This is a genomic window from Ensifer sp. GW821-FHT05G01, from assembly GCF_059419585.1.
Genome location: NZ_JBWKSC010000001.1, coordinates 700,849 through 718,586, shown reverse-complemented (window position 1 = coordinate 718,586; position 17,738 = coordinate 700,849). Strand labels below are relative to the sequence as shown.

The following is a 17,738-nucleotide window of genomic DNA, read 5'->3' as shown; positions in this document are numbered from 1 at the left end:
TTGCTATATTCAGCATTGAGTCAAGCGTGAATAGCTAGCCCCAGGAGCATCCCTCGAATGGCTGTGCCGGTCCCTACGCACCTGTTTCACATAACCGCGATCGCCAACCTTGCGGCGATCGCGTCATCGGGGGCGCTGTTGTCTAAGGAGCGATTGACGGCAAATGGGCTCAGTCCCACCAACATCGCGTACGAGACAATTCAGGACCGCCGGGCGCGTACAATGGTGCCAATAGCTCCCGGAGGGACACTCCATCATTATGTGCCGTTTCATTTCGCTCCGCGATCGCCAATGCTGATGACGATCGACAAAGGCAACGTTCCTGGCTGTGACTTAACTCAGAATGATATCGTCTACTTGACGACAACAGCGCAGATCATCGCCAACCAAGGTGCTCCATTTGTATTCACCGACTACCACGCGGTCATGGCAATCGCTTCATTTTTCAGCGATTTGAATGATCTCAATCAGATCAACTGGAGTATCTTTTTCGAGAATCCGCTGCTCGGCGGATATTGCAAGTATTGGCAGAATCGATCGACTCCAGCCCATATGATGCGGATGGAGACACGCCAGGCAGAGTTTCTAGTACGTGACTCGGTGCCGCTTGCTGTAATTACCCAAATCGGGGTAAAGTCCCCGCAAATGGCCAGCCAAGTTCAAATGGCGCTGGCGAATACGGGCTGGAATCCACCGATCCAGATCGTTCCGGGTTGGTACTATTGAGAGGAAATCATGGCGGTCGAGATTGCTCACGGCGATCTGCTAGAGCAGCGCGTTGACGCGATTGTTAACACCGTCAACACGGTCGGCGTCATGGGCAAGGGCATTGCCCTCCAGTTCAAGCGCAAGTGGCCTTCCAACTTCAAAGCCTACGAAGCGGCGTGCAAGGCCGGTGAGGTTGTGCCCTGCAAGATGTTCGTGTTCGACAACGGGCAACTTGCAGAACCGAAATTTATCATCAACTTCCCCACCAAGCGCCATTGGCGGCAGCCGTCGCGTTTGTCCGATATCGAATGTGGCCTTGAGGACCTCGTAGAGCAGATCCGGAGGCTCAAAATCAGATCCATCGCACTGCCGCCACTCGGATGTGGCAACGGTGGACTTGAGTGGAGTGCGGTAAAGCCTCTGATTCTTGGGGCGTTCGCAGAAGTGCCGAACGTTGAGGTCAAGCTTTTCGAACCCAGTGCAGCCGAAAACGTGCGCGAATTGGCTCCGGAAGCCGCTAAACCGAAGATGACCGCAGGTCGGGCAGCGGTTATCAAGGTACTCTCGATCTATCGGCAGATGATGTACCCATTGAGTCAGATTGAGGTGCAGAAGCTCGCTTACTTTCTGATGCGTGCAGGTCAGGACCTGGGAACCCTTAAATTCCAAAAATATACCTACGGGCCCTACGCGCCTGCCCTTAGGCACGTCCTGACAAAGATGGATGGAGCCTACTTGAAGGGTGTCGGTGACGGAACAAAACCTTCAGAAATCACAGTTCTGGATGCAGCACTGAACGATGCGGAAAGTTACTTTTCTGCTGCCGGCGATCCGACAACAAATGAGCGCGTTCAGCGAATTGCTAAACTGATCGATGGCTTTGAGTCACCTTACGGCATGGAACTTCTGGGCACAGTCCATTGGGCCGCTGGGGAGAGCGAGAGCAAGAGCTTGGACGAGGTTATCCAACGAGTCCACGCTTGGAATGCTCGCAAGCGCGAGCTTATGAAGCCGGCGCATATCAAGGTCGCTTATGAGCGGCTGATGAGCGAAGGTTGGATCAATTAGAAGATCTTTTTGTGCGCTGAGATATCGGAAATAATTTCCGTCTTGTGGTCAGTCCATTTGCCGTGGCGCCGGTACGATCAATCGAAAGCGTTTTCCATCCAACCCGAGTTTTTCGACGGAGCCGCGATCGTTCGTCCCGCAGGGGAGCGACATGAGGACTGTTTCTCCGACGCTACCGCGCCACAAGGCCCCTGATGGTCTCCGGACACGTCCCCTGGTCTCCTGCCACGTACGGGCCGTAGTGAAGTGGGTTGAACTTAACCAAGCGATTGCAAGATGATCGGCCCGCCGCGTGTTTGCAGATTTCCAAAATCACGGCATTCGGATCGCTCCCTGCTGCTAGGCGGCGCCCAAGGCCGTTGCGGGCAACATAGTCCACAATCTCGCCACCGTTGCGGGCCATGCCCTCTACCAAATAGCTGGTAAGCTTGGGACCCAGGTCCTGACGCCAATCCAACAAAATCCGCAAGGTGCGTGCCAGCGTGCCGATATAATGTGGATTGGCTTCGAGGTTGATATCGACGATGCCGTGTTTGATACTTGTCCAGAACCGGTCCGAACTTGTGATTTCAAGCGTGCGACAATGGAAGAGCACGGCATCGCAGTCGAAGAACGTGGTCTTGATCAGATCGTTCAGAGAGTGCGCGGCCACGTAGCCATTGCTTACGGCCCATGTCGATTGCAGCGCCCACACGTCGAAATCGAACCGACCATATTTGAGCCTGTATCCGCCAAAGCGGTTGCGGTGACCGCCAAGCGCGGCAAGAAGGGTATCCAACACATCCGGCGACGCATCCACCACCACATCGACATCGGAGTTGAAGGCGTTACGCCCTTCGCGCGCGAAATCACGCGGCAGACCGCCAAAAATTGCACTATCGCCAGCACCGCTCAGAATATCTACCAGGCTGCCGATGTCGCCGCCGTGCGATCCTCTGATGAAGTCGGCAATGTCGTGACTTAGATCCAGGTCCCGAACGTGGTGGACAGCACTCATACCGCTCCTCGCTCACGCAGATCCTCCAGCAGCGAAATCGCGAAGCTATCCGTCATGCCCGACATCATGTCCGTCATCAGTTGCAGTTCACGGTAGCGGATTGGCATGCGATTGTCCGGAGATTCAGCAACTCGCCGATAGTTCTCCGAGATACGTGAATAGACGTAGCTGTGCACGGGAGAGGTTCGCTTCGACCCTATATCAAGCGGATCTTTCCGGTTGGTGATCGCGGCCCAGAAGATGTCCATGAGCCCATGAATCGTTTGATGTCCCTTCAACTCGACCTCCAGCACCTGGCGGTGCGGATATATGTGCTTGCCGGCGAACTCTTTCAGCAGTGTCCACAAGCGTTTGGCATCGGATTCAGCCATGAGTTCCTTGTCGAAAGTGCCCGCCATCATGGCCGGCAAGTTTTCGGCAAAAGCCTTGGTCGCCGCCACGATCATGACGCCGATGGCATTAACTCGGAACATCTGCATGGTGATGTCGTCGAGTTCGGCGGCAGACAAAGACTGCGCACGAAATTCTTGGTGTTGCTGCCTTGCCTTGACGATGACAGAAGCAATGCATGCATCATCAGAGCCTTCGAACTCAAGGAACCCTGCTAGCCGATCGAAGTTTACCAAGCCCTTCTTGGCAGCATCTTCGACATCGACAATGGAATAGGCGATGTCATCGCAAGCCTCCATGATGAAGGTCAGTGGATGCCGAACACCCTCCGCCAAGCCTGTTTCCGCCCACACTTCCTTGGCGATATCGGCTTCCGATTGAAAATAGTTGAACTTCTTGCGCGCCAAGATCTTCTTGTTCACCTTGTCCGACGGGCTGGGATACTTCATGAGCGCTGCGAGGAACGCATAGGTCATGTTCAGACCGTAAGAATCATTGACTATTTGCAGTCGCGTCAGAAGTCGGAAAGCCTGGGCGTTTCCCTGAGTGCGGCTCCGTCGAGCCCCTCGAAAATATCTGGTGCCCGAGCCTTCATCCAGGACTGTATGGCGTCCTCGCCTTGGTGGCCGAACGGTGGATTGCCGAGGTCGTGTGCAAGACCAATTGCTTCGAGCAGGGCTGGAACGTTTCGTTCCGCGTTGAGGCTCTCTGGCAGATTGAACTGTTCTGGATAGACGTACACAAGGGCCGTACCAAAACTGCGCGCCATGTTAGCTACTTCATGGCTATGTGTCAGGCGGGTGCGAACACTGTCATGAGGATCAAGGGGAAAGACTTGGGTCTTGTCTTGCATGCGCCGGACCGGCGTAGAGAACAGAATTCGGTCGTGGTCGCGCTCGAGTTCGGTACGATGTTCGGCGGTCTTGGCAGAGCGCTCTGCCCTCTTTCCTTTGGCCTTGTCCTTACGGCGCTGCGAATTGAGCAGCTTTTCCCACTTCAGATCACCCAATGTCCATTCCCCTGTGTCGGCCAAGTTCTCGGCGGAAGGCCCTGATTCGTCAATTGGCTGGGCTCCCAAGGCTACAAAACCATGTTGATGGATAAGCAATCGCAAACAGACGTTCGATCACGGCATAGAAAATAGCTATGTTCACTTTCTGTTCTATGGCAGCCATCCTCAAAATTCAAGAAGAAGCTGAGGCGTGAACTGCGCGGCGGGCGTTTCCGAGCACAGGGCGCACCTGATCGACCAGATGGAATGCAGCTCAACGAACTGGCGATGGCAGCGACGGAGGATTAAGCTGCTCGGACGGCATCCTGCCGGCTTCCGATCCATCGGAATCCTTGATCTCGGCACATCGAACCGCGTGCCGGCATCGAAGGCGGATGAAGTATTTTTATAGCCAGGAGCCCCCCACGCCTTTCAAGGCCCCGGAAACCAATTGAGGCACGCTTTAACGTCATGGCGGCATAACGCCCGTTCCACCTTTAAGCGTCTGATTTATTCATGGCTTAACCGGGTACCATGACGCCTTTGCCGGTTGCGGGAACAATGATTTTTTTTAGCCGTGCAACGATATCGTCGTCAGCGCCAAGTGCCACGTCGATGCTCACAGTTTCAAGTGTCGTGGCTTGTCCCGAAATCCAGAACTGCCCTTGGATGCCATCGTGCCCCGAAAGTCCTGTGTGGTGGGGGTAAAGCAGGGTCAAGTGAGGTGCCTTGTAAAGGTGGGCATAGGCCATCATCTGGTAAACATCAGATTGGGAAACGCCCTGTTTAGGATCATCAATCCTAGAGGAAATCCTTTTCCACTTGGTGTCTATCACTTGCACAACCTCGCTGCCACGGCGGATCAGGATGTCAGGTTTGGTTTGAAAAACCTGACGCCCGCTGTCTTGAGCCGTCAGACAATACTCCCGCCCGCCCTGTAGCGTGACGCTGTACTCTGTTCCTGCCATCGCGCGTGCAACCAACCGTCCGACGTACTCCTCGAAAAGCGTGTTCATTTCGAACAGAAGCGCTGTTCCCTGGCCGGCCCCGGCGCTTGTGGTCTGGAATTGGCTGCGCAAGAACATCCGCGCCATTCCGACTAGATCCTGCCAGCCACGATTGGTCCGGTCGATCACGACTTCATCCCACCGCAGAGCGGGAACCGGAATGGCCGAAATGTCCGCATAGACAAATGCCAACTCCCGAAGCCGGTGGAGATTGGACGTACTGCGCGACAGCTTGGAAAGATGGGCAAGTGCCGCCTTCATGACGCGGTTCAACGCGATGTCGGTGGACAGCTCGTCAAATCGGCAAGCGAGGCGGCTGGGATTAACCGCATGGCGAGTGAATTGGCGGGACACGTCAAGCGTCCCGCGCAACGCGGGTAAGTCGTCCTCTTGGCCAATATATTTACGTGGCATACCGCGACGGACAGCTTCCGTGAGCTTTCCACAAAATATCCGGACCAGGATTTCGAGAAGCGTTTCGTGCTGCCAGTCCAGTTCCGACAAGCGCCCAGTCTCGATCTTCATGTCCAGCGCCACGGCGAGCATGTGGACAAGACGCTTGCGGATTTCGCCCCGCTCTTCTATCGAGCCATGTGCGGCCGGTACGTCGATCTTAGGAAGGATCTCCAGGCTGCAATCCTCGGCCGCGATGACACCAACCACCCCGCGGGCGCGCAACTCATGCCGGCGGTCCTCGAGCACGCCCCTTTCGCCCCGTCCAGCAAAAATCGACGTCTTGCTAACTGCGGCCAGGCGGTCGGCCATCCTGTCCGGGATACAGCCAGGCCCGTCACCGCGGGGGAGCGACCGGTATTCCAGCACGCTGAAAGCGGTCATTCGACTTCGAACTCCGTGAAGTCAAAACCGCCATCGCGATCACCTTGAACCTCGGGACGGACGCGCCAGCGATAGCGAACGCCAGATACCGTGTCAGAGTCCAATCCGGGTGGCGCGGATATGACATCTCGCACCAAGAACCGCGGATTGCTCTGCGCCGCGTCGCCGAGGACCGCGGCAACCTTTGACCAATCCTCGTAGAAATACTCGGATAACAAGGGGATCACCTTGTATCGCATCGCCGCTGCGATCTTGGCGCGGGTATCGCAGCCGGTGAGATAGGCATGACCGATCTGATGTTCGCGGTCGAACAGATACTCAATCCGTTCGTTGATTGTGCGCAGAAGCTTCTGAGGATTGATCCCTTCAACATTATTTGGCAGCACATGAGGATCTGGCATTAGCTCGCGGAACGCGAACCGACGCCGTAGCGCAGTGTCCAGAAGCGCAATTGACCTGTCGGCCGTATTCATCGTCGCGATGATGTGCAGGTTCGCGGGCACAGCGAACGGCAATTTGGAATATGGCAACGCAAGACGGATTTCGTTCGGCATACCCAACCGCTTGTCGGGCTCCAAGAGCGTGATCAGTTCGCCGAAGACCTTTGAAATATTGGCCCGGTTGATCTCATCGATGATCAGCACAAAAGCCTCGCGTTCAGCGCCGGCATCAACCCCCTTGATCGTGCTATTCATGTAGCGCTCGAGGGCAGGAATATTGAGGCGCTCTTTCCTCAACCCGTAGATCGACCGCATCGTAAAATTGCCATCATAGATCTCGGTGACCGGCACACCCGCAACGTCGTGCCAGAGCCAGCGAACGGCACGCCTGTGGCCATAGTTTCCCTCTGGCCGCGGATGATATTCGTAGTCGCCGATCACTTCACCTATAGCTCGGACCAACCGGTTCCCTTTCGACACGACAATGATATCGCCTCGCTTGAGACGATTTCGAAACGTGTCGGTGATTGACACCTGGCCAGACTGTAAAGTGACCGGTCCCTCGATCTTTCCTTCTGACTGGCAAGTTTTCAGGATTTCCTCAGCAGCCTCATACTTTGGGTCGCTCCAGTCGATGTCTTCCCAGTCCAGAACGGTGTAGCCGCCCTCAATCACTTCCTCGAAGAGGTCTTGATCTCCGGCGTCTCGGCTGAAGCCAACTGACATCTTGTAGATTTGTCTACCATCAATCGTGATCCGATTGCAGATCGCCGTCTTGCCTAAGCCCGTTTCGGCTCGCTTGGCAATGCGCCGAAAAATTCCAGGCACGGTTTCTAGCCGGAAACCCGCTGAAGACGTTTCTTCACTATCGTCCGATCCTGTCATGGGCTGACGGCCCTCGACGAAATCCTCATAGGTCATCGACTGGTGAAAGGTAACGAACTCAATCCGACCCTCGCTGGAAAGACGGTGATACTCGACCATCAGGGCCTCGCGTTCAGCGCGCAGAAGTTCGGCCGCTGAGTCGCCCAAACACAGTCGAACGGCTTCCAATGCGGTGGCGTAAGTCTTGCCGGTTCCCGGCGGGCCGTAAAGAATCAGGTTGGTTGCCGAGCGTGTTGGTGTTGTTTTTGCTTCTATCACGGTGGCTACCTCCGCTTGCGATGCGAGCTTGTAAGTGAAGATGGTTGAGCTGCTGGGGTTCGGCTCGGTATGAGTTGGGGGTGGCACCTGAGCCAATTGCTGGAACTTCTTGCCACCAAGTGCACTGCAGATGTTCGGAAATGCGTCTGGTAGGTCCATTGCCTCGGCGATCTGGCTGGCGCGAATAGCCACCTTTGGAGCATTCCGCTCTCGCCCCGGCTCAATGAAATAATTTCGCGCGCAAAGACGAATGCGGTCAGCGTCGCGTATAAGGTGGTCGTAGCGTTCGGGAGGCGGAACAGGCTTGTCATCCTGGTCCACAATAATGAAGCCCGAATTGTGTAGTCGCGCAGCCGCATCCGCTTTCTGCCCCCATCCTCCGTTCAGGTCGATCTTCTGCAAGATGAAGCCGACCAGTGGCTTCGTGGGATAAACGCGCTTTGGGCGCTCACGACTGGAGCGCACCCAGTAATCACGAGGTTCTCCGAACTGACTGAATATCTCTGCGTTTTCACCGGTCAGGCTGTGGCGATCAAAGGCATCCATAGCCGCTTCAATCTCGGCTCTCGTGAAGATACTCCTTGCATCGGCTTCAATCGGAGGAACGCTTGTAGCTGGTCGCCAATGACTACCATTGCTATTTCCATCGATTACCACTCCCGCCGCGCGACTCTGACTGTTGAATACATGATCGACAGCAAAACGGAAAAGCGCTGGGTTCTCATCGGGAACTAAAACACCCTGCTCTAACAATCGATCTCGCTCGGGCCTATCCCGTTTCTTGTCTGGAGATCCCACACGCATCGCGGTTGAACCCTGGCGAACAACGAAACCAGAAGGGACTGGCTTGCCAAAGGCTACAGCTTGTTCCTTTTGGATCTGAACCCAACCGCTTTCATCTTCTGTCATCGTTTGTTTCACTCTGAATTTCCATAATGCTCAATGCACACAACGTGTTCACCAACCGAATCTGCTCACCCGTCCCACATTTCGTTTCGCGTATTCCTCCAAACGCGTACTAAAGAAAGTCAGAAGACCCTCAAGCGCCCGTGCCTCCACGGCGCGATCATGCGCCCAAAAGGCCCAAAACTGCCCGTCGTGCCAGATACCGTGCACATACTCGAGCCCGCCAAGCGCCGAAGGGCGGTCCACTCGCATCAGAAATTCAACCATCCGCCCCAGTTGCCCGACAGGAACGCTCCCTGCAACACGACCTCAGTCCCTAGCGCTAAAGGCATCTCAAGTGGCGTCGGCATCGGCGGTCAGATCATCACGCGGGATGGCGAACGCCGACCAGCCGGAGGCTTCAATTTTCTAAGTGCGCCGCTTCGTGTGCTTCGCCCTGTCTCTGCAGCAGGGCCGCATCTTCGCTGTCCTCACCAGGCTCCGGTCTCTCGCCGCACCGCAGCATCAAGTCGGTTGCCGAAAAACAGATACTGCCGCAATGTCTTTCATGGTCGCCCTACAATCTCGAACAAGAATGAGCCGAAGAAGAATCGTTTCACCGGATCGCAGCTTCTAAAATAAACGCCATGGGTGTCAATTCGCGTCAGACACCGCAACTGGTTGAATTGATGCGCAGTGCCCGAAAAGCCTTCTCTTGTCAGCCGGCAGGGCGCCGCGGCGCGCACGATCCCCAAGCTTTTCGACGCGGTGGCGGTTAGGCAAAGCACCTGAGCAGGCGTTTCATCGCCCGATGTTCCTTGATAAAGCGGCTGACTAGCGGTAGTCGCGCCTAAAATCGTCGCACTACTTCGACACACAATGGGCCTCGTCCGCAATCGCCAGGCAGCTCAACGAACGTCCAAGGAAGACCGTGCTTTATCAGACGCCCGCGGAAAGATTTGCAGAGTGTGTTGCGGCGATCAATTGAACCCACTGCCGATTGCGAACATCGGTGCAGATGGTGGAGCTTTGTCTCCAATCAATGAGCATGCGTCGGTTCCCTCGGGCAGCGGATTGTTCACCGCCTATCGTGACGATGCGCTATCGCGAGGCCCCATTTGTTAACCCATGACATGCCAACACTGTTGGACGTCGTCGATCACTTCGCCAACCATTCACCATAGGCGTCGATGTCGATCATAGGGACGGTGCCGCTGAATTGTAGCCGAGAGATCAGCTTGAACAGGAATGCGGTGGCTGGCTTGTTCTCGGACACGAAGTCATATCCGCCTGCGCCGTTGCGTGCGAAGTGGCCGTGCGACGCCACACACCCGATATCCAACTGGCGGTCGCCGGTGCCATCGAGGAGGATCGCTTCAAGCGACTTGCCCATTGGCGGACTCCATTCGCTCTCGAAAGTCAGGATTCCGCCGAAAATTGGGATCAAGGGCTTCGCTGGATAGACGCCGCCCGCGTGCGGTATCGGCAGGCTCGTCCGATGGAGCCGCCTGGCACTAGCAACCTTTTCCTGAGCATATTTGACGAGCTGCGCGTCGGCAGTCTGCTTCGCCTCGAAGACGGCGTAAACGCTCTCGGCGGGAATGATCGTCTGGTTCTCGTAGGTGAAGATGAACGGCGAATACTGCCGGTCGAAAACGACCACGTCGATCTGCTCGCTGAATTTCCCCCTGCTGTCGACGACGTGGGCCTTGGCGACGCTGTATCGGGAGGGCAGGTACTTCTCCAGCAGGCTGATCCAGACGCTTTCGCTCGCGTCGCCCTTCATCCCGGGGTGCTGGAAGCTCTTGCGCGCCACCGACAGCCGCGATTGGATGTCTTCGTGCAACGAGGAAAGGAGTTGTGACAGGGACCATTCGGACATCAGGTCTTCCTTTTCTTCAGGAGAGCGGGAACTTGGGACCGAACAGTGCGCGCCATGCTTTCAAGGCGTCGCCGTTGCGTCCCTGCTTGGCGAGATTTATGGCGCTTCGAGCATCGCGGCCGGCTGCCATGAGAAGATCGCGTGCACGCTGCTTGCGGGTGCCGTCCATGCCGTCGCTGATCGGCGGGCCGAGCCTGGCGGGATCGGCCCAGGTGTCGAAGATGCGGTCGGCCAGTGTCGAGAACAGCCCCTCGATTTCGTAGTCGAAGCGGCCCTGCCATCCGCCGTAGAGGCACTCGAGCGCCATGACCTCGATGAGGAACGACGGCTTGACGGGCTTGTCGGCTCCGTGCCTTGGATTGTTGTTCCAATATTTGACCATGCGGACCAGGCCCTTCCATTCGTTGGAGAAAGCCTGGTGCGCATCAATCGCTTTCTGAGCGTGAATCTTGGGATTCGTCTTGATCCACTCGCCTTTGTCCGTGTCTGGGATTTCAAAGTCGTCGCCAGACGGGAAGGCAGGAACGACGTCGACGCTCAGGATGCGGTAGTCGGTATTGTCCTCGGCGTCTACCGCAACGCCGAAGTCGACGTTCACCGAACGGCCCTGCTTGCGCACCGCCTTCTCGCCGTATTTCTCGACGAGTGCCTTATGGAAATCGTCGAGGACAACAGAGGGGGTCTTGTCACGGTACTTGGAACGTTCGCTTTCCTTGAGGACGAAGAAGATGTCGATGTCCTTGAGCGGCTTGGTCTTGGTGTGACGCTTGTAAGACCCTGTCAAGAAGCTGTTGGCTATGGCGAACTTGGTATCGAGATAGTCTCTCACCTCGTTCTGCCTCTTTGACGCGTTTTCCTGTTCGCGGTCGTTAAGCTCAAGCCTCGACTTGAATTTCCTGAACGCGTCGTCGGTCGTAAGCATCAGCTCTTCCTCCAGTAGGCTGCGCTTCCGCCTAGGCCATTGTGGTCGATCGTCGATCCGAGATTGTGACGAATGAAGCCATCGGTAGAACGGTAAGAGCCGGGGCCCCAGCCCTGCACGTCCGGTCGTCCCGGTTTGCTTTTCATCTTGATGTCGTAGCAGGCGTCGGAAGGTGCGACACCCGCCTTGCGAAGGTGATACTTGAGCTGATCAGTGTCAGTCCAAAAGCCGCCGCCGCCGTTCCAGCTATAGACGATGTCGATGTCCCAGCGGACGATGAGCGCACCTGTCGTCTTGTTGTAGATTTCCAGCACAACCCTTTCGAGGTCTTGCGTCCCCAACCACGTCTTGAGAGCCCGCATGTTGGTGTCCCAGTCGTTGACAAGGTTCGAAGGATCGAGTCCACTCAGACGGATGATGTCTTTGAGGCTCTTGAGGATATTGTCGGCCACGTAGGTTACCGAGTGGGTGTAGGTGTTTACGGCAACGGTGGTCATGAGCCGAGGAAACCTTTCGGATTGAGGACGAGCGCGCCGCTGGTGGAGGGCTTCGTGGTATCACTGCCAGCGGTTTCCGCGCTGTCGCGGGCGGTGATCCGGTTGCTCTGCTTCTTCAGCGAGTTGTTGACCCATTCGAGGTCGTCGGTGGGGCAAGGTAGCGACAACTTCCAATCGCCCTTCAGAGGGTCGTAGCCCAGCGTGTCTTCCTTTGCATCCGACCCATCGATGGCATCGTCATCATGGAGGGTGTATATGCGCGTGCGCGGGCCGTCGCAGGTCACTACAATCGCAGCGTCCTTGGCCGCCTGGTCGGCGATGACGCTCGCCGCCGTGCCGCCTGCCGCGAGAAGTTCGTTCCGATCTGAACCATTACGCCCCTGCGTGAGCAGCTCGACAATCTCCTCCCAGGTGTCGAGCGCATCGCGGTGAGGATTGCTGCGGAAGACGCGGGAGTAGGTGCTGCTCATGTACGGGTCTCCTTGACGCGAGTCTTATGGGCTGATTTTGCGGCAGCGATGATTGCCGACATTGTCACGCTGCCCGGGTTCATCGCGGTGGCCTGGTCGGAAGCCAGTGCGTTAGCCACCATCTTGCGAATGGCGCGGCCATCCAAACCGACGCAGGCAGCAGCGCACTCTTCCAAACCCTTAGCGTCCGTGAGCTTCCCCATCTCCGGGAAGACCTTAGCAAGGCCGCCAAGGCAATCGCGCAGGATGAGCAGGCAGGCTTCCTTGGTGGGGAGCGGGACTTCGAGAATGAGATCACAACGCGAGAGAAACGCGTCGTCAACGGCCTTGGGGAAGTTGCTCGTAGCTACGAACAGAAGGTTTGGATGCTTTTCTGCAAGGGCATCGAGCTGGACAAGGACTGCATCCGTGGCGCGGTGGACATCGACGGGGTTTGCCTCAAGGCTTAGCTTGCCGCGGTCCGCCGCCAAAGTCTCAACTTCGTCCAGCAGGACGATCGTCGGACCGACCTGTGCGGCCTCTGAGATCGCCTGGCCGAAAAGATCGGTCACTGCGCGCTGGGTCTTGCCGTGGGCAGCACTGGCGAGAGAATGAGGCTCCACTTCGAGAAGGCGGAAGGCATCGCTGCGGAAAGCTTGGGCAACGCGATGTGCCAGCCCCTTGGCGAGCGAGGTCTTCCCCGTCCCAGGAACGCCCGTAAGCATAATGACGCCATGCAACGGGATCACCGAGCGCGAAACCTTCGAACGCAGCGTGAAATTGAGCACGGCCTGCGACAGCAGCTTGGCCTTGGTGCCCTCGTCTAAGACAATCGAATTCCAGAGCTCGCCGAGCGGCGCGCTCGGCAGACGGGTTATGTTGTGAATACCTTTAGGCAGTTCGTTCATTGGGAATGTTTCTCGCTGGTTCATATCGATCCCTTTCCAGGCCACTCAGCGCCTTGGGTAAGCCTCGCGTGGAATTGGGATCGCCGCCATGGCTATGGCTGTCGATTATGTGACGAAAGCTGATGTCTCAAAGGTGCCACTTCATCACCGCACAGTCGCACACGCGGGTGTCAGAAGCTGTCACCCCCATATTCGCGTAACGTGCAGAGTGCGTTGACCAGCGCGATTTCCTCGATCGTCCGGCACGGAGTCTCAAGAAGCGCTGGAGCGGCAAATACCATCGCTGCGACTTGGGCACGCGAGACTGCCACGTTGATCCGGTTCAGCGAGAACAGGAATGCGATGTCGCGCGGCAGCTCCTCGCCGCTCGAGGTTGTCATGGACACTAAGCATATGGGCGCTTCTTGGCCTTGGAAACGGTCGACCGTGCCGACCCGGACCGTCCCCGGCAGCCGCGCCCGTAACGCGTTTACCTGTGCGTTGTAGGGCGCAACGACGAGGATATCGGCATGACCGACGATACGCTCGCGACCATCTCTGTCGCGATATGTCGAGCCTTCCACCTCCGCGATCCGTGCAACAATGGCGTCGATTTCCTCAGGGCTGACCTGCGAACGGCCGAAGTGTGCGACGGCACGCATGCCAGCGCCGACCAAGTCGTCGCCCCTGCGGGAGACGAGCGTCTGGCCGCCGGCCTCCTCGTCGCTCCTTAGTCGGCTCTCGTAGACTGCCGTCGAGATGTAGCCGCATACCCGCGGATGCATGCGGCGACTGATCGGCATAAAGACACCACGGTCGGACGGCACGACCCGATGGCCGTCGATTAGGTATTCCAGACACGACCTGCCACTGTCACCGGGATGGCTGCCCTGCAGTGGTTGCGGCAACTGCATAGGGTCGCCGACAAGCACGATGTTGCGAGCGCAGCGGGCCATGGCGAGGATGTTGGCGATTGAGACCTGCCCTGCCTCGTCGACGACAAGGTAGTCGAAGGCGAAATCAGCGTAGCGAGCGAAGTGCCAAGCAGTCGCACCGACCACGTGCGCCGTCGCGATCTCTGGCGCGTCGTTGTCGTTAACGACGACAATGCCGGGGTGCCCCTCGTCATCGCCGTCATCGGACGCCTTCTGGACGACGCGGCACGCCACGCCCTCTGAGCGTGCCCGATCGACCACCGCCTCGAGGAGGTTGCTGATCGCCTTATGGCTGTTGGATGAGACCGCGACGCGCTTGCCCGCGCGGACGAGGTCCACGATCGAGAGCGCGCTGACGAAGGTCTTGCCGGTGCCCGGCGGGCCCTGGATCGCGAGCGTCGTTCCCGCCATCGCCGCGATCGCGCGGCTAGTCTCGATGGGAAGGTCGCCATCGGTCGGAATTACACTGACGGGTCGCAGGCCATCGACAAATACCGGCGGCGACTGCGTCAGCAGATGCTCGACAGCCGGGAGCCGGCCGGTGTTGGCGATGATCTCCTCGGTCACCGCAGCGACTGCGTCTTTGAGGACGCTGTTGCGGAGCGGCTGCGGCGGTATGAGGTCGAGCCTGTCGGGAAGCGACCCTTTCGCCGTCGAGCGCCGTAGCACCAGAGTGTTTGCCTCGTGGTTAATGGAACGGAGGTTGACGTCCTCGGGCATAGCCGCCGGCTTCACGCACGGCGACTTGCCCGCGCGCAGCTTCGTTTCCTGCGGCGGGAAGCGGTAGGTACGCTCGAACGACTTCGCGGTGACTTTTACAGGCTCACCTATGGCCTCAAGTCCCTGAATACACTCGAGGTCGTCAAGCAGTTCCTCGCTTTCCTGCGCGAGGCGGTCGAAGATCGCCCACCAGGTCGGCTTGTCCTCGCGCTTGTGGAACTGGCTGAGGTCAAGGAGCAAGTCGGCAACGCGCTCGCCGAGCCGCGCGCGGGCCGGCTGCAAGCGCGTACGCAGCACCGCGACCTCCTCGTCCTCGGCATCGACGTTGGAGAGATTGCCATCCTCGGGCATGGCGCCGAGCATGGGCCACGGCATACCTGCCGGGCGCACGTCGCGGATCAGCCAGTCGCGGAGCATTTGCGTCGAGACGCAGTCGGTGCGGTTGTAGTCTTGTATCTCGTCGAGAAGTCGCTGCTCCCGCGTCTGCCGCCACTCCTCATAGAAGACGACGCTAGCGCCGGCGGTCGCGACGTCAGCCGCCCGCTTCTCCATGTAGAAGGCCTCGAGGTCCTTGATTGAATAGCCCTTCTCGGACGCGACCATCCCGCCAGCGACCACCTTGAACAAATCAACAAAGCGCCGCTCCCGCTGGAGCTGGTCCATCGCTGCCTCGCCGGTGCGGTGCTGCGCGGTTAGCCGACGGAGCGCGGCGATCTCATAGTTGGCGTAGTGATAGACGTGCGCGTTCGGGAAGTGCCGTATGCGGTCGACGAGGAAAGCCAGCAGGTCAGCGGCGGCGCGGCCCTCGTCCTCGCGGGTATGCGCCCAGAAGGCCCGGAACTGCCAGTTCGCGCCCTCACGATACCAGACGCCATGAAGGTATTCGAGGCCGCCCGGAAAGTAGGGATCGCCCTCGATGTCGTAGAAGATGTCGCCGTCGTCGGGGGCGGGAAGGAGGCCGAAGCCCATGCCGGGTTCCGCGTCGCGCAGCTCGAACGAGGGTGGGCCGCCAGCGCGTCGCGCCGACTGGAGGCGCGCCTGCGCGACCAGTTTGCGCTGTGTCTCGGCCGCCATCCTCGGGACGCGCTCACCGCGGGCGGCGAGGCCTGCCATTGTGCTCACGCCGACCGCCTCAAGCTTCTGGCGTTGCGACCGGCTGATTCCGGCGACAAGTGCGAGGCTGTCTTCCACCTCCCACTGCTTCCCGCACAGGTCGCTCCAGCGACAGAGCGCGCATGCCGACACCGGCTCGGGTCGCGTCTCGGGCCGTTCGACGAGGAACGTCTCTAGCAAAAGGCGGGCGTGGCGCGCATAGGAGGATACCTCCGAAAGACGCACGGTGAAGCGGCTGCCGTCGCCAAGCTGCAGATGGGCCGCCTCGGGCGCCACCCCCTGCACCTTCGCGATCAGGTCGCTGTAGAGGCAGAGTTGAAGGACATGTTTTGGGTCGGGCTTACGCTTTAGCTTGGTGTCGACGACCTCGTATGACCAGACGCCGAGATCGGACGGCCGTTCGACACGCTCGAGGAAGTCGCTGTAGCCGCCCCATGCGCCATCGAGCAGTGCGCCCTGGAAGATGATGTCGGGTCCATCCCGCATCGCATCTAGGGTGAGGCGCACAGACTCTTCGAGCGGGATTCCATCCTTGGGTATCTCGACGACCCGGCGGCCGCTCGCCTTGATCTGCTCGAGGAACGCGAGCTCGTGCTCATCGCCCTGACGCTGCAGCAATTCGGCCTCGGTGCCGTCCTTGCGTGGCTCAAGGTCGCCGACTTCGATCAAGCGTAGGTCGAGTGCGGTCGCGTGCCGACAACCCTTAAAGCGCATCAGGTCAGAGGCCGAGAGCCTCAAAGCGTCGTCTATCTTACGCATGCGCATTTCCCTTTCCTTATGCGCATTCCCCTTTCCTGCCATATAGCATATAAGGGTGACAAAAGCTGTCGTGGTGATTTCCATGTCGTTTGCGAAGGCTCAGGAACTGCTCAAGCTCGCAATGATGGCGACGCGCCGGAGTGGCGTATCGCTGGAGGAGATCGTCGAGGAATGGGGCTGCTCCCATCGCACCGCGCAGCGAATGATGGAGGCGCTCCAGGCCGCATTTCCCCAGACCGAGTCCGAGGACGGAGAGGACCGCAAGCGCCGGTGGCGCATCCACGCTAAGGCAATCGCGCCGTTGCTGACTCCGTCGGCCGAGGAACTTGCAGCCATAGCCACCGCGATCAGCGAGCTCGAGGCGCAACATATGACGGCGGAGGCTGCGATGCTACGACAGCTTCAATCCAAAGTCCGCGCGCTCCTACCACCCGGCGCCGGGACTCGGCTCGCCGTCGATGAGGAGGCGTTGCTTGAGGCGCTGGGCCATGCAGCCCGTCCCGGCCCCCGGCCGGCAATCAGCAGCGAGGTCGATGCAGCGATCTCGGAAGCCCTGAAGGGGCCATTTTTGCTACGAATCGTCTACCGCAAGCGTACCCAGGACAAGCCGAGCGAGCGCGTTGTCGCGCCGCACGGGCTGCTGCTCGGCGTGCGTCGCTATCTCGTTGCCCGCGACATGGCGAAGAAAGGCGGGGGGCTCCAGCACTACCGTGTAGAGGAGATATACTCAGCCGAGGTCCTGGGCGAGAGCTTCGAGCTCGACCCCGGCTTCAGCATCCGCGCCCACGCCGAGAAGGGCTTCGGCTCTTACGAAAGCGCCGCCGAGCATGGCGACGTCGTGTGGCGCTTCAGCCCTGACGCTGCGCCGCACGCGAGAAGGTTCGTGTTTCACCCAACGCAGACTGTCGAGGAGGAAGCAAATGGCTCGTTGCTGGTCCGTTTTAGGGCTTCGGGCCACCTTGAAATGTGTTGGCACCTCTACTCGTGGGGCAAGTCGGTCGAAGTGCTGCAGCCAGCTAGGCTGCGGGAGATGGTGCATGGCCATCAGCGGGAATTTGATGCGCTACCCTAAACACCACTGCTGGGCTCGTCCGGCGATACCCGCGCC

14 protein-coding genes are annotated in these 17,738 nt (G+C 58.5%); 3 read left to right on the top strand and 11 right to left on the bottom strand.

Features of this window, described 5'->3' with window-relative positions; all coding sequences use genetic code 11:
• Nucleotides 1-57: 57 nt before the first annotated feature.
• Together darT and darG are read left to right on the top strand one after the other, a co-directional pair.
• A complete protein-coding gene (gene darT, locus AC07UR_RS03470) occupies nt 58-726 on the top strand; it encodes a type II toxin-antitoxin system toxin DNA ADP-ribosyl transferase DarT (protein WP_209787401.1) in 669 nt (222 codons plus the stop codon).
• Between the two features lie 9 nt (nt 727-735).
• On the top strand, nt 736-1,776 hold the full coding sequence (gene darG / locus AC07UR_RS03465; RefSeq protein WP_209787404.1) for a type II toxin-antitoxin system antitoxin DNA ADP-ribosyl glycohydrolase DarG: 1,041 nt from the start codon (nt 736-738) through the stop codon (nt 1,774-1,776).
• A 172-nt stretch (nt 1,777-1,948) separates the two neighbouring features.
• On the opposite strand, the gene AC07UR_RS03460 is transcribed toward darG, so the two are convergent.
• The 11 genes from AC07UR_RS03460 to AC07UR_RS03410 form a co-directional block, all read right to left on the bottom strand.
• Nucleotides 1,949-2,773, bottom strand: coding sequence for a hypothetical protein (locus AC07UR_RS03460; RefSeq protein ID WP_209787406.1), 825 nt, complete (start codon nt 2,771-2,773; stop codon nt 1,949-1,951).
• Nucleotides 2,770-3,666, bottom strand: a complete 897-nt coding sequence (locus tag AC07UR_RS03455; RefSeq protein ID WP_494724398.1) for a deoxyguanosinetriphosphate triphosphohydrolase family protein — start codon at nt 3,664-3,666, stop codon at nt 2,770-2,772. The genes AC07UR_RS03460 and AC07UR_RS03455 overlap by 4 nt, the downstream gene beginning before the upstream one ends.
• Nucleotides 3,667-3,677: 11 nt before the next feature.
• A complete protein-coding gene (locus AC07UR_RS03450; RefSeq protein ID WP_234941605.1) occupies nt 3,678-4,172 on the bottom strand; it encodes an HD domain-containing protein in 495 nt (164 codons plus the stop codon).
• A 503-nt stretch (nt 4,173-4,675) separates the two neighbouring features.
• On the bottom strand, nt 4,676-5,998 hold the full coding sequence (locus AC07UR_RS03445; protein ID WP_209787408.1) for an McrC family protein: 1,323 nt from the start codon (nt 5,996-5,998) through the stop codon (nt 4,676-4,678).
• Nucleotides 5,995-8,502, bottom strand: a complete 2,508-nt coding sequence (locus AC07UR_RS03440; RefSeq protein WP_327795807.1) for a DUF4357 domain-containing protein — start codon at nt 8,500-8,502, stop codon at nt 5,995-5,997. The genes AC07UR_RS03445 and AC07UR_RS03440 overlap by 4 nt, the downstream gene beginning before the upstream one ends.
• 1,123 nt (nt 8,503-9,625) lie before the next feature.
• Nucleotides 9,626-10,348 (bottom strand): DUF6602 domain-containing protein, encoded by a 723-nt coding sequence (locus AC07UR_RS03435; protein WP_209787410.1) that lies wholly within the window; start codon nt 10,346-10,348, stop codon nt 9,626-9,628.
• 16 nt (nt 10,349-10,364) lie between these two features.
• The gene (locus tag AC07UR_RS03430) at nt 10,365-11,270 is read right to left on the bottom strand and encodes a CBASS oligonucleotide cyclase (RefSeq protein ID WP_209787412.1); all 906 of its coding nucleotides are present in this window, start codon (nt 11,268-11,270) and stop codon (nt 10,365-10,367) included.
• Nucleotides 11,270-11,767 carry a hypothetical protein gene (locus AC07UR_RS03425; RefSeq protein ID WP_003508389.1) on the bottom strand — a complete coding sequence of 166 codons (498 nt, stop codon included), beginning with the start codon at nt 11,765-11,767 and terminating at the stop codon, nt 11,270-11,272. Before AC07UR_RS03425 ends, AC07UR_RS03430 begins: the two co-directional genes overlap by 1 nt.
• Complete coding sequence (locus tag AC07UR_RS03420) at nt 11,764-12,237, bottom strand: CBASS system Cap8 protein (RefSeq protein WP_209787414.1); 474 nt, start codon at nt 12,235-12,237, stop codon at nt 11,764-11,766. Before AC07UR_RS03420 ends, AC07UR_RS03425 begins: the two co-directional genes overlap by 4 nt.
• On the bottom strand, nt 12,234-13,124 hold the full coding sequence (locus tag AC07UR_RS03415; RefSeq protein WP_209787416.1) for an AAA family ATPase: 891 nt from the start codon (nt 13,122-13,124) through the stop codon (nt 12,234-12,236). Before AC07UR_RS03415 ends, AC07UR_RS03420 begins: the two co-directional genes overlap by 4 nt.
• Before the next feature lie 170 nt (nt 13,125-13,294).
• Nucleotides 13,295-16,714 carry a TM0106 family RecB-like putative nuclease gene (locus AC07UR_RS03410; RefSeq protein WP_234941606.1) on the bottom strand — a complete coding sequence of 1,140 codons (3,420 nt, stop codon included), beginning with the start codon at nt 16,712-16,714 and terminating at the stop codon, nt 13,295-13,297.
• Between AC07UR_RS03410 and AC07UR_RS03405 the strand changes: the two genes are divergently transcribed.
• Nucleotides 16,713-17,702 (top strand): helix-turn-helix transcriptional regulator, encoded by a 990-nt coding sequence (locus AC07UR_RS03405; RefSeq protein ID WP_113473258.1) that lies wholly within the window; start codon nt 16,713-16,715, stop codon nt 17,700-17,702. The genes AC07UR_RS03410 and AC07UR_RS03405 overlap by 2 nt on opposite strands.
• The last annotated feature ends 36 nt before the right edge of the window (nt 17,703-17,738 follow it).

Bases quoted from the DNA above. Each gene is read 5' to 3' on its own strand.
- darT (WP_209787401.1), top strand. From the start codon at position 58: ATGGCTGTGCCGGTCCCTACGCACCTGTTTCACATAACCGCGATCGCC.
- darG (WP_209787404.1), top strand. From the start codon at position 736: ATGGCGGTCGAGATTGCTCACGGCGATCTGCTAGAGCAGCGCGTTGAC.
- AC07UR_RS03460 (WP_209787406.1), bottom strand. From the start codon at position 2,773: ATGAGTGCTGTCCACCACGTTCGGGACCTGGATCTAAGTCACGACATT.
- AC07UR_RS03445 (WP_209787408.1), bottom strand. From the start codon at position 5,998: ATGACCGCTTTCAGCGTGCTGGAATACCGGTCGCTCCCCCGCGGTGAC.
- AC07UR_RS03435 (WP_209787410.1), bottom strand. From the start codon at position 10,348: ATGTCCGAATGGTCCCTGTCACAACTCCTTTCCTCGTTGCACGAAGAC.
- AC07UR_RS03430 (WP_209787412.1), bottom strand. From the start codon at position 11,270: ATGCTTACGACCGACGACGCGTTCAGGAAATTCAAGTCGAGGCTTGAG.
- AC07UR_RS03425 (WP_003508389.1), bottom strand. From the start codon at position 11,767: ATGACCACCGTTGCCGTAAACACCTACACCCACTCGGTAACCTACGTG.
- AC07UR_RS03420 (WP_209787414.1), bottom strand. From the start codon at position 12,237: ATGAGCAGCACCTACTCCCGCGTCTTCCGCAGCAATCCTCACCGCGAT.
- AC07UR_RS03415 (WP_209787416.1), bottom strand. From the start codon at position 13,124: ATGAACGAACTGCCTAAAGGTATTCACAACATAACCCGTCTGCCGAGC.
- AC07UR_RS03405 (WP_113473258.1), top strand. From the start codon at position 16,713: ATGTCGTTTGCGAAGGCTCAGGAACTGCTCAAGCTCGCAATGATGGCG.
- AC07UR_RS03410 (WP_234941606.1), bottom strand. From the start codon at position 16,714: ATGGAAATCACCACGACAGCTTTTGTCACCCTTATATGCTATATGGCA.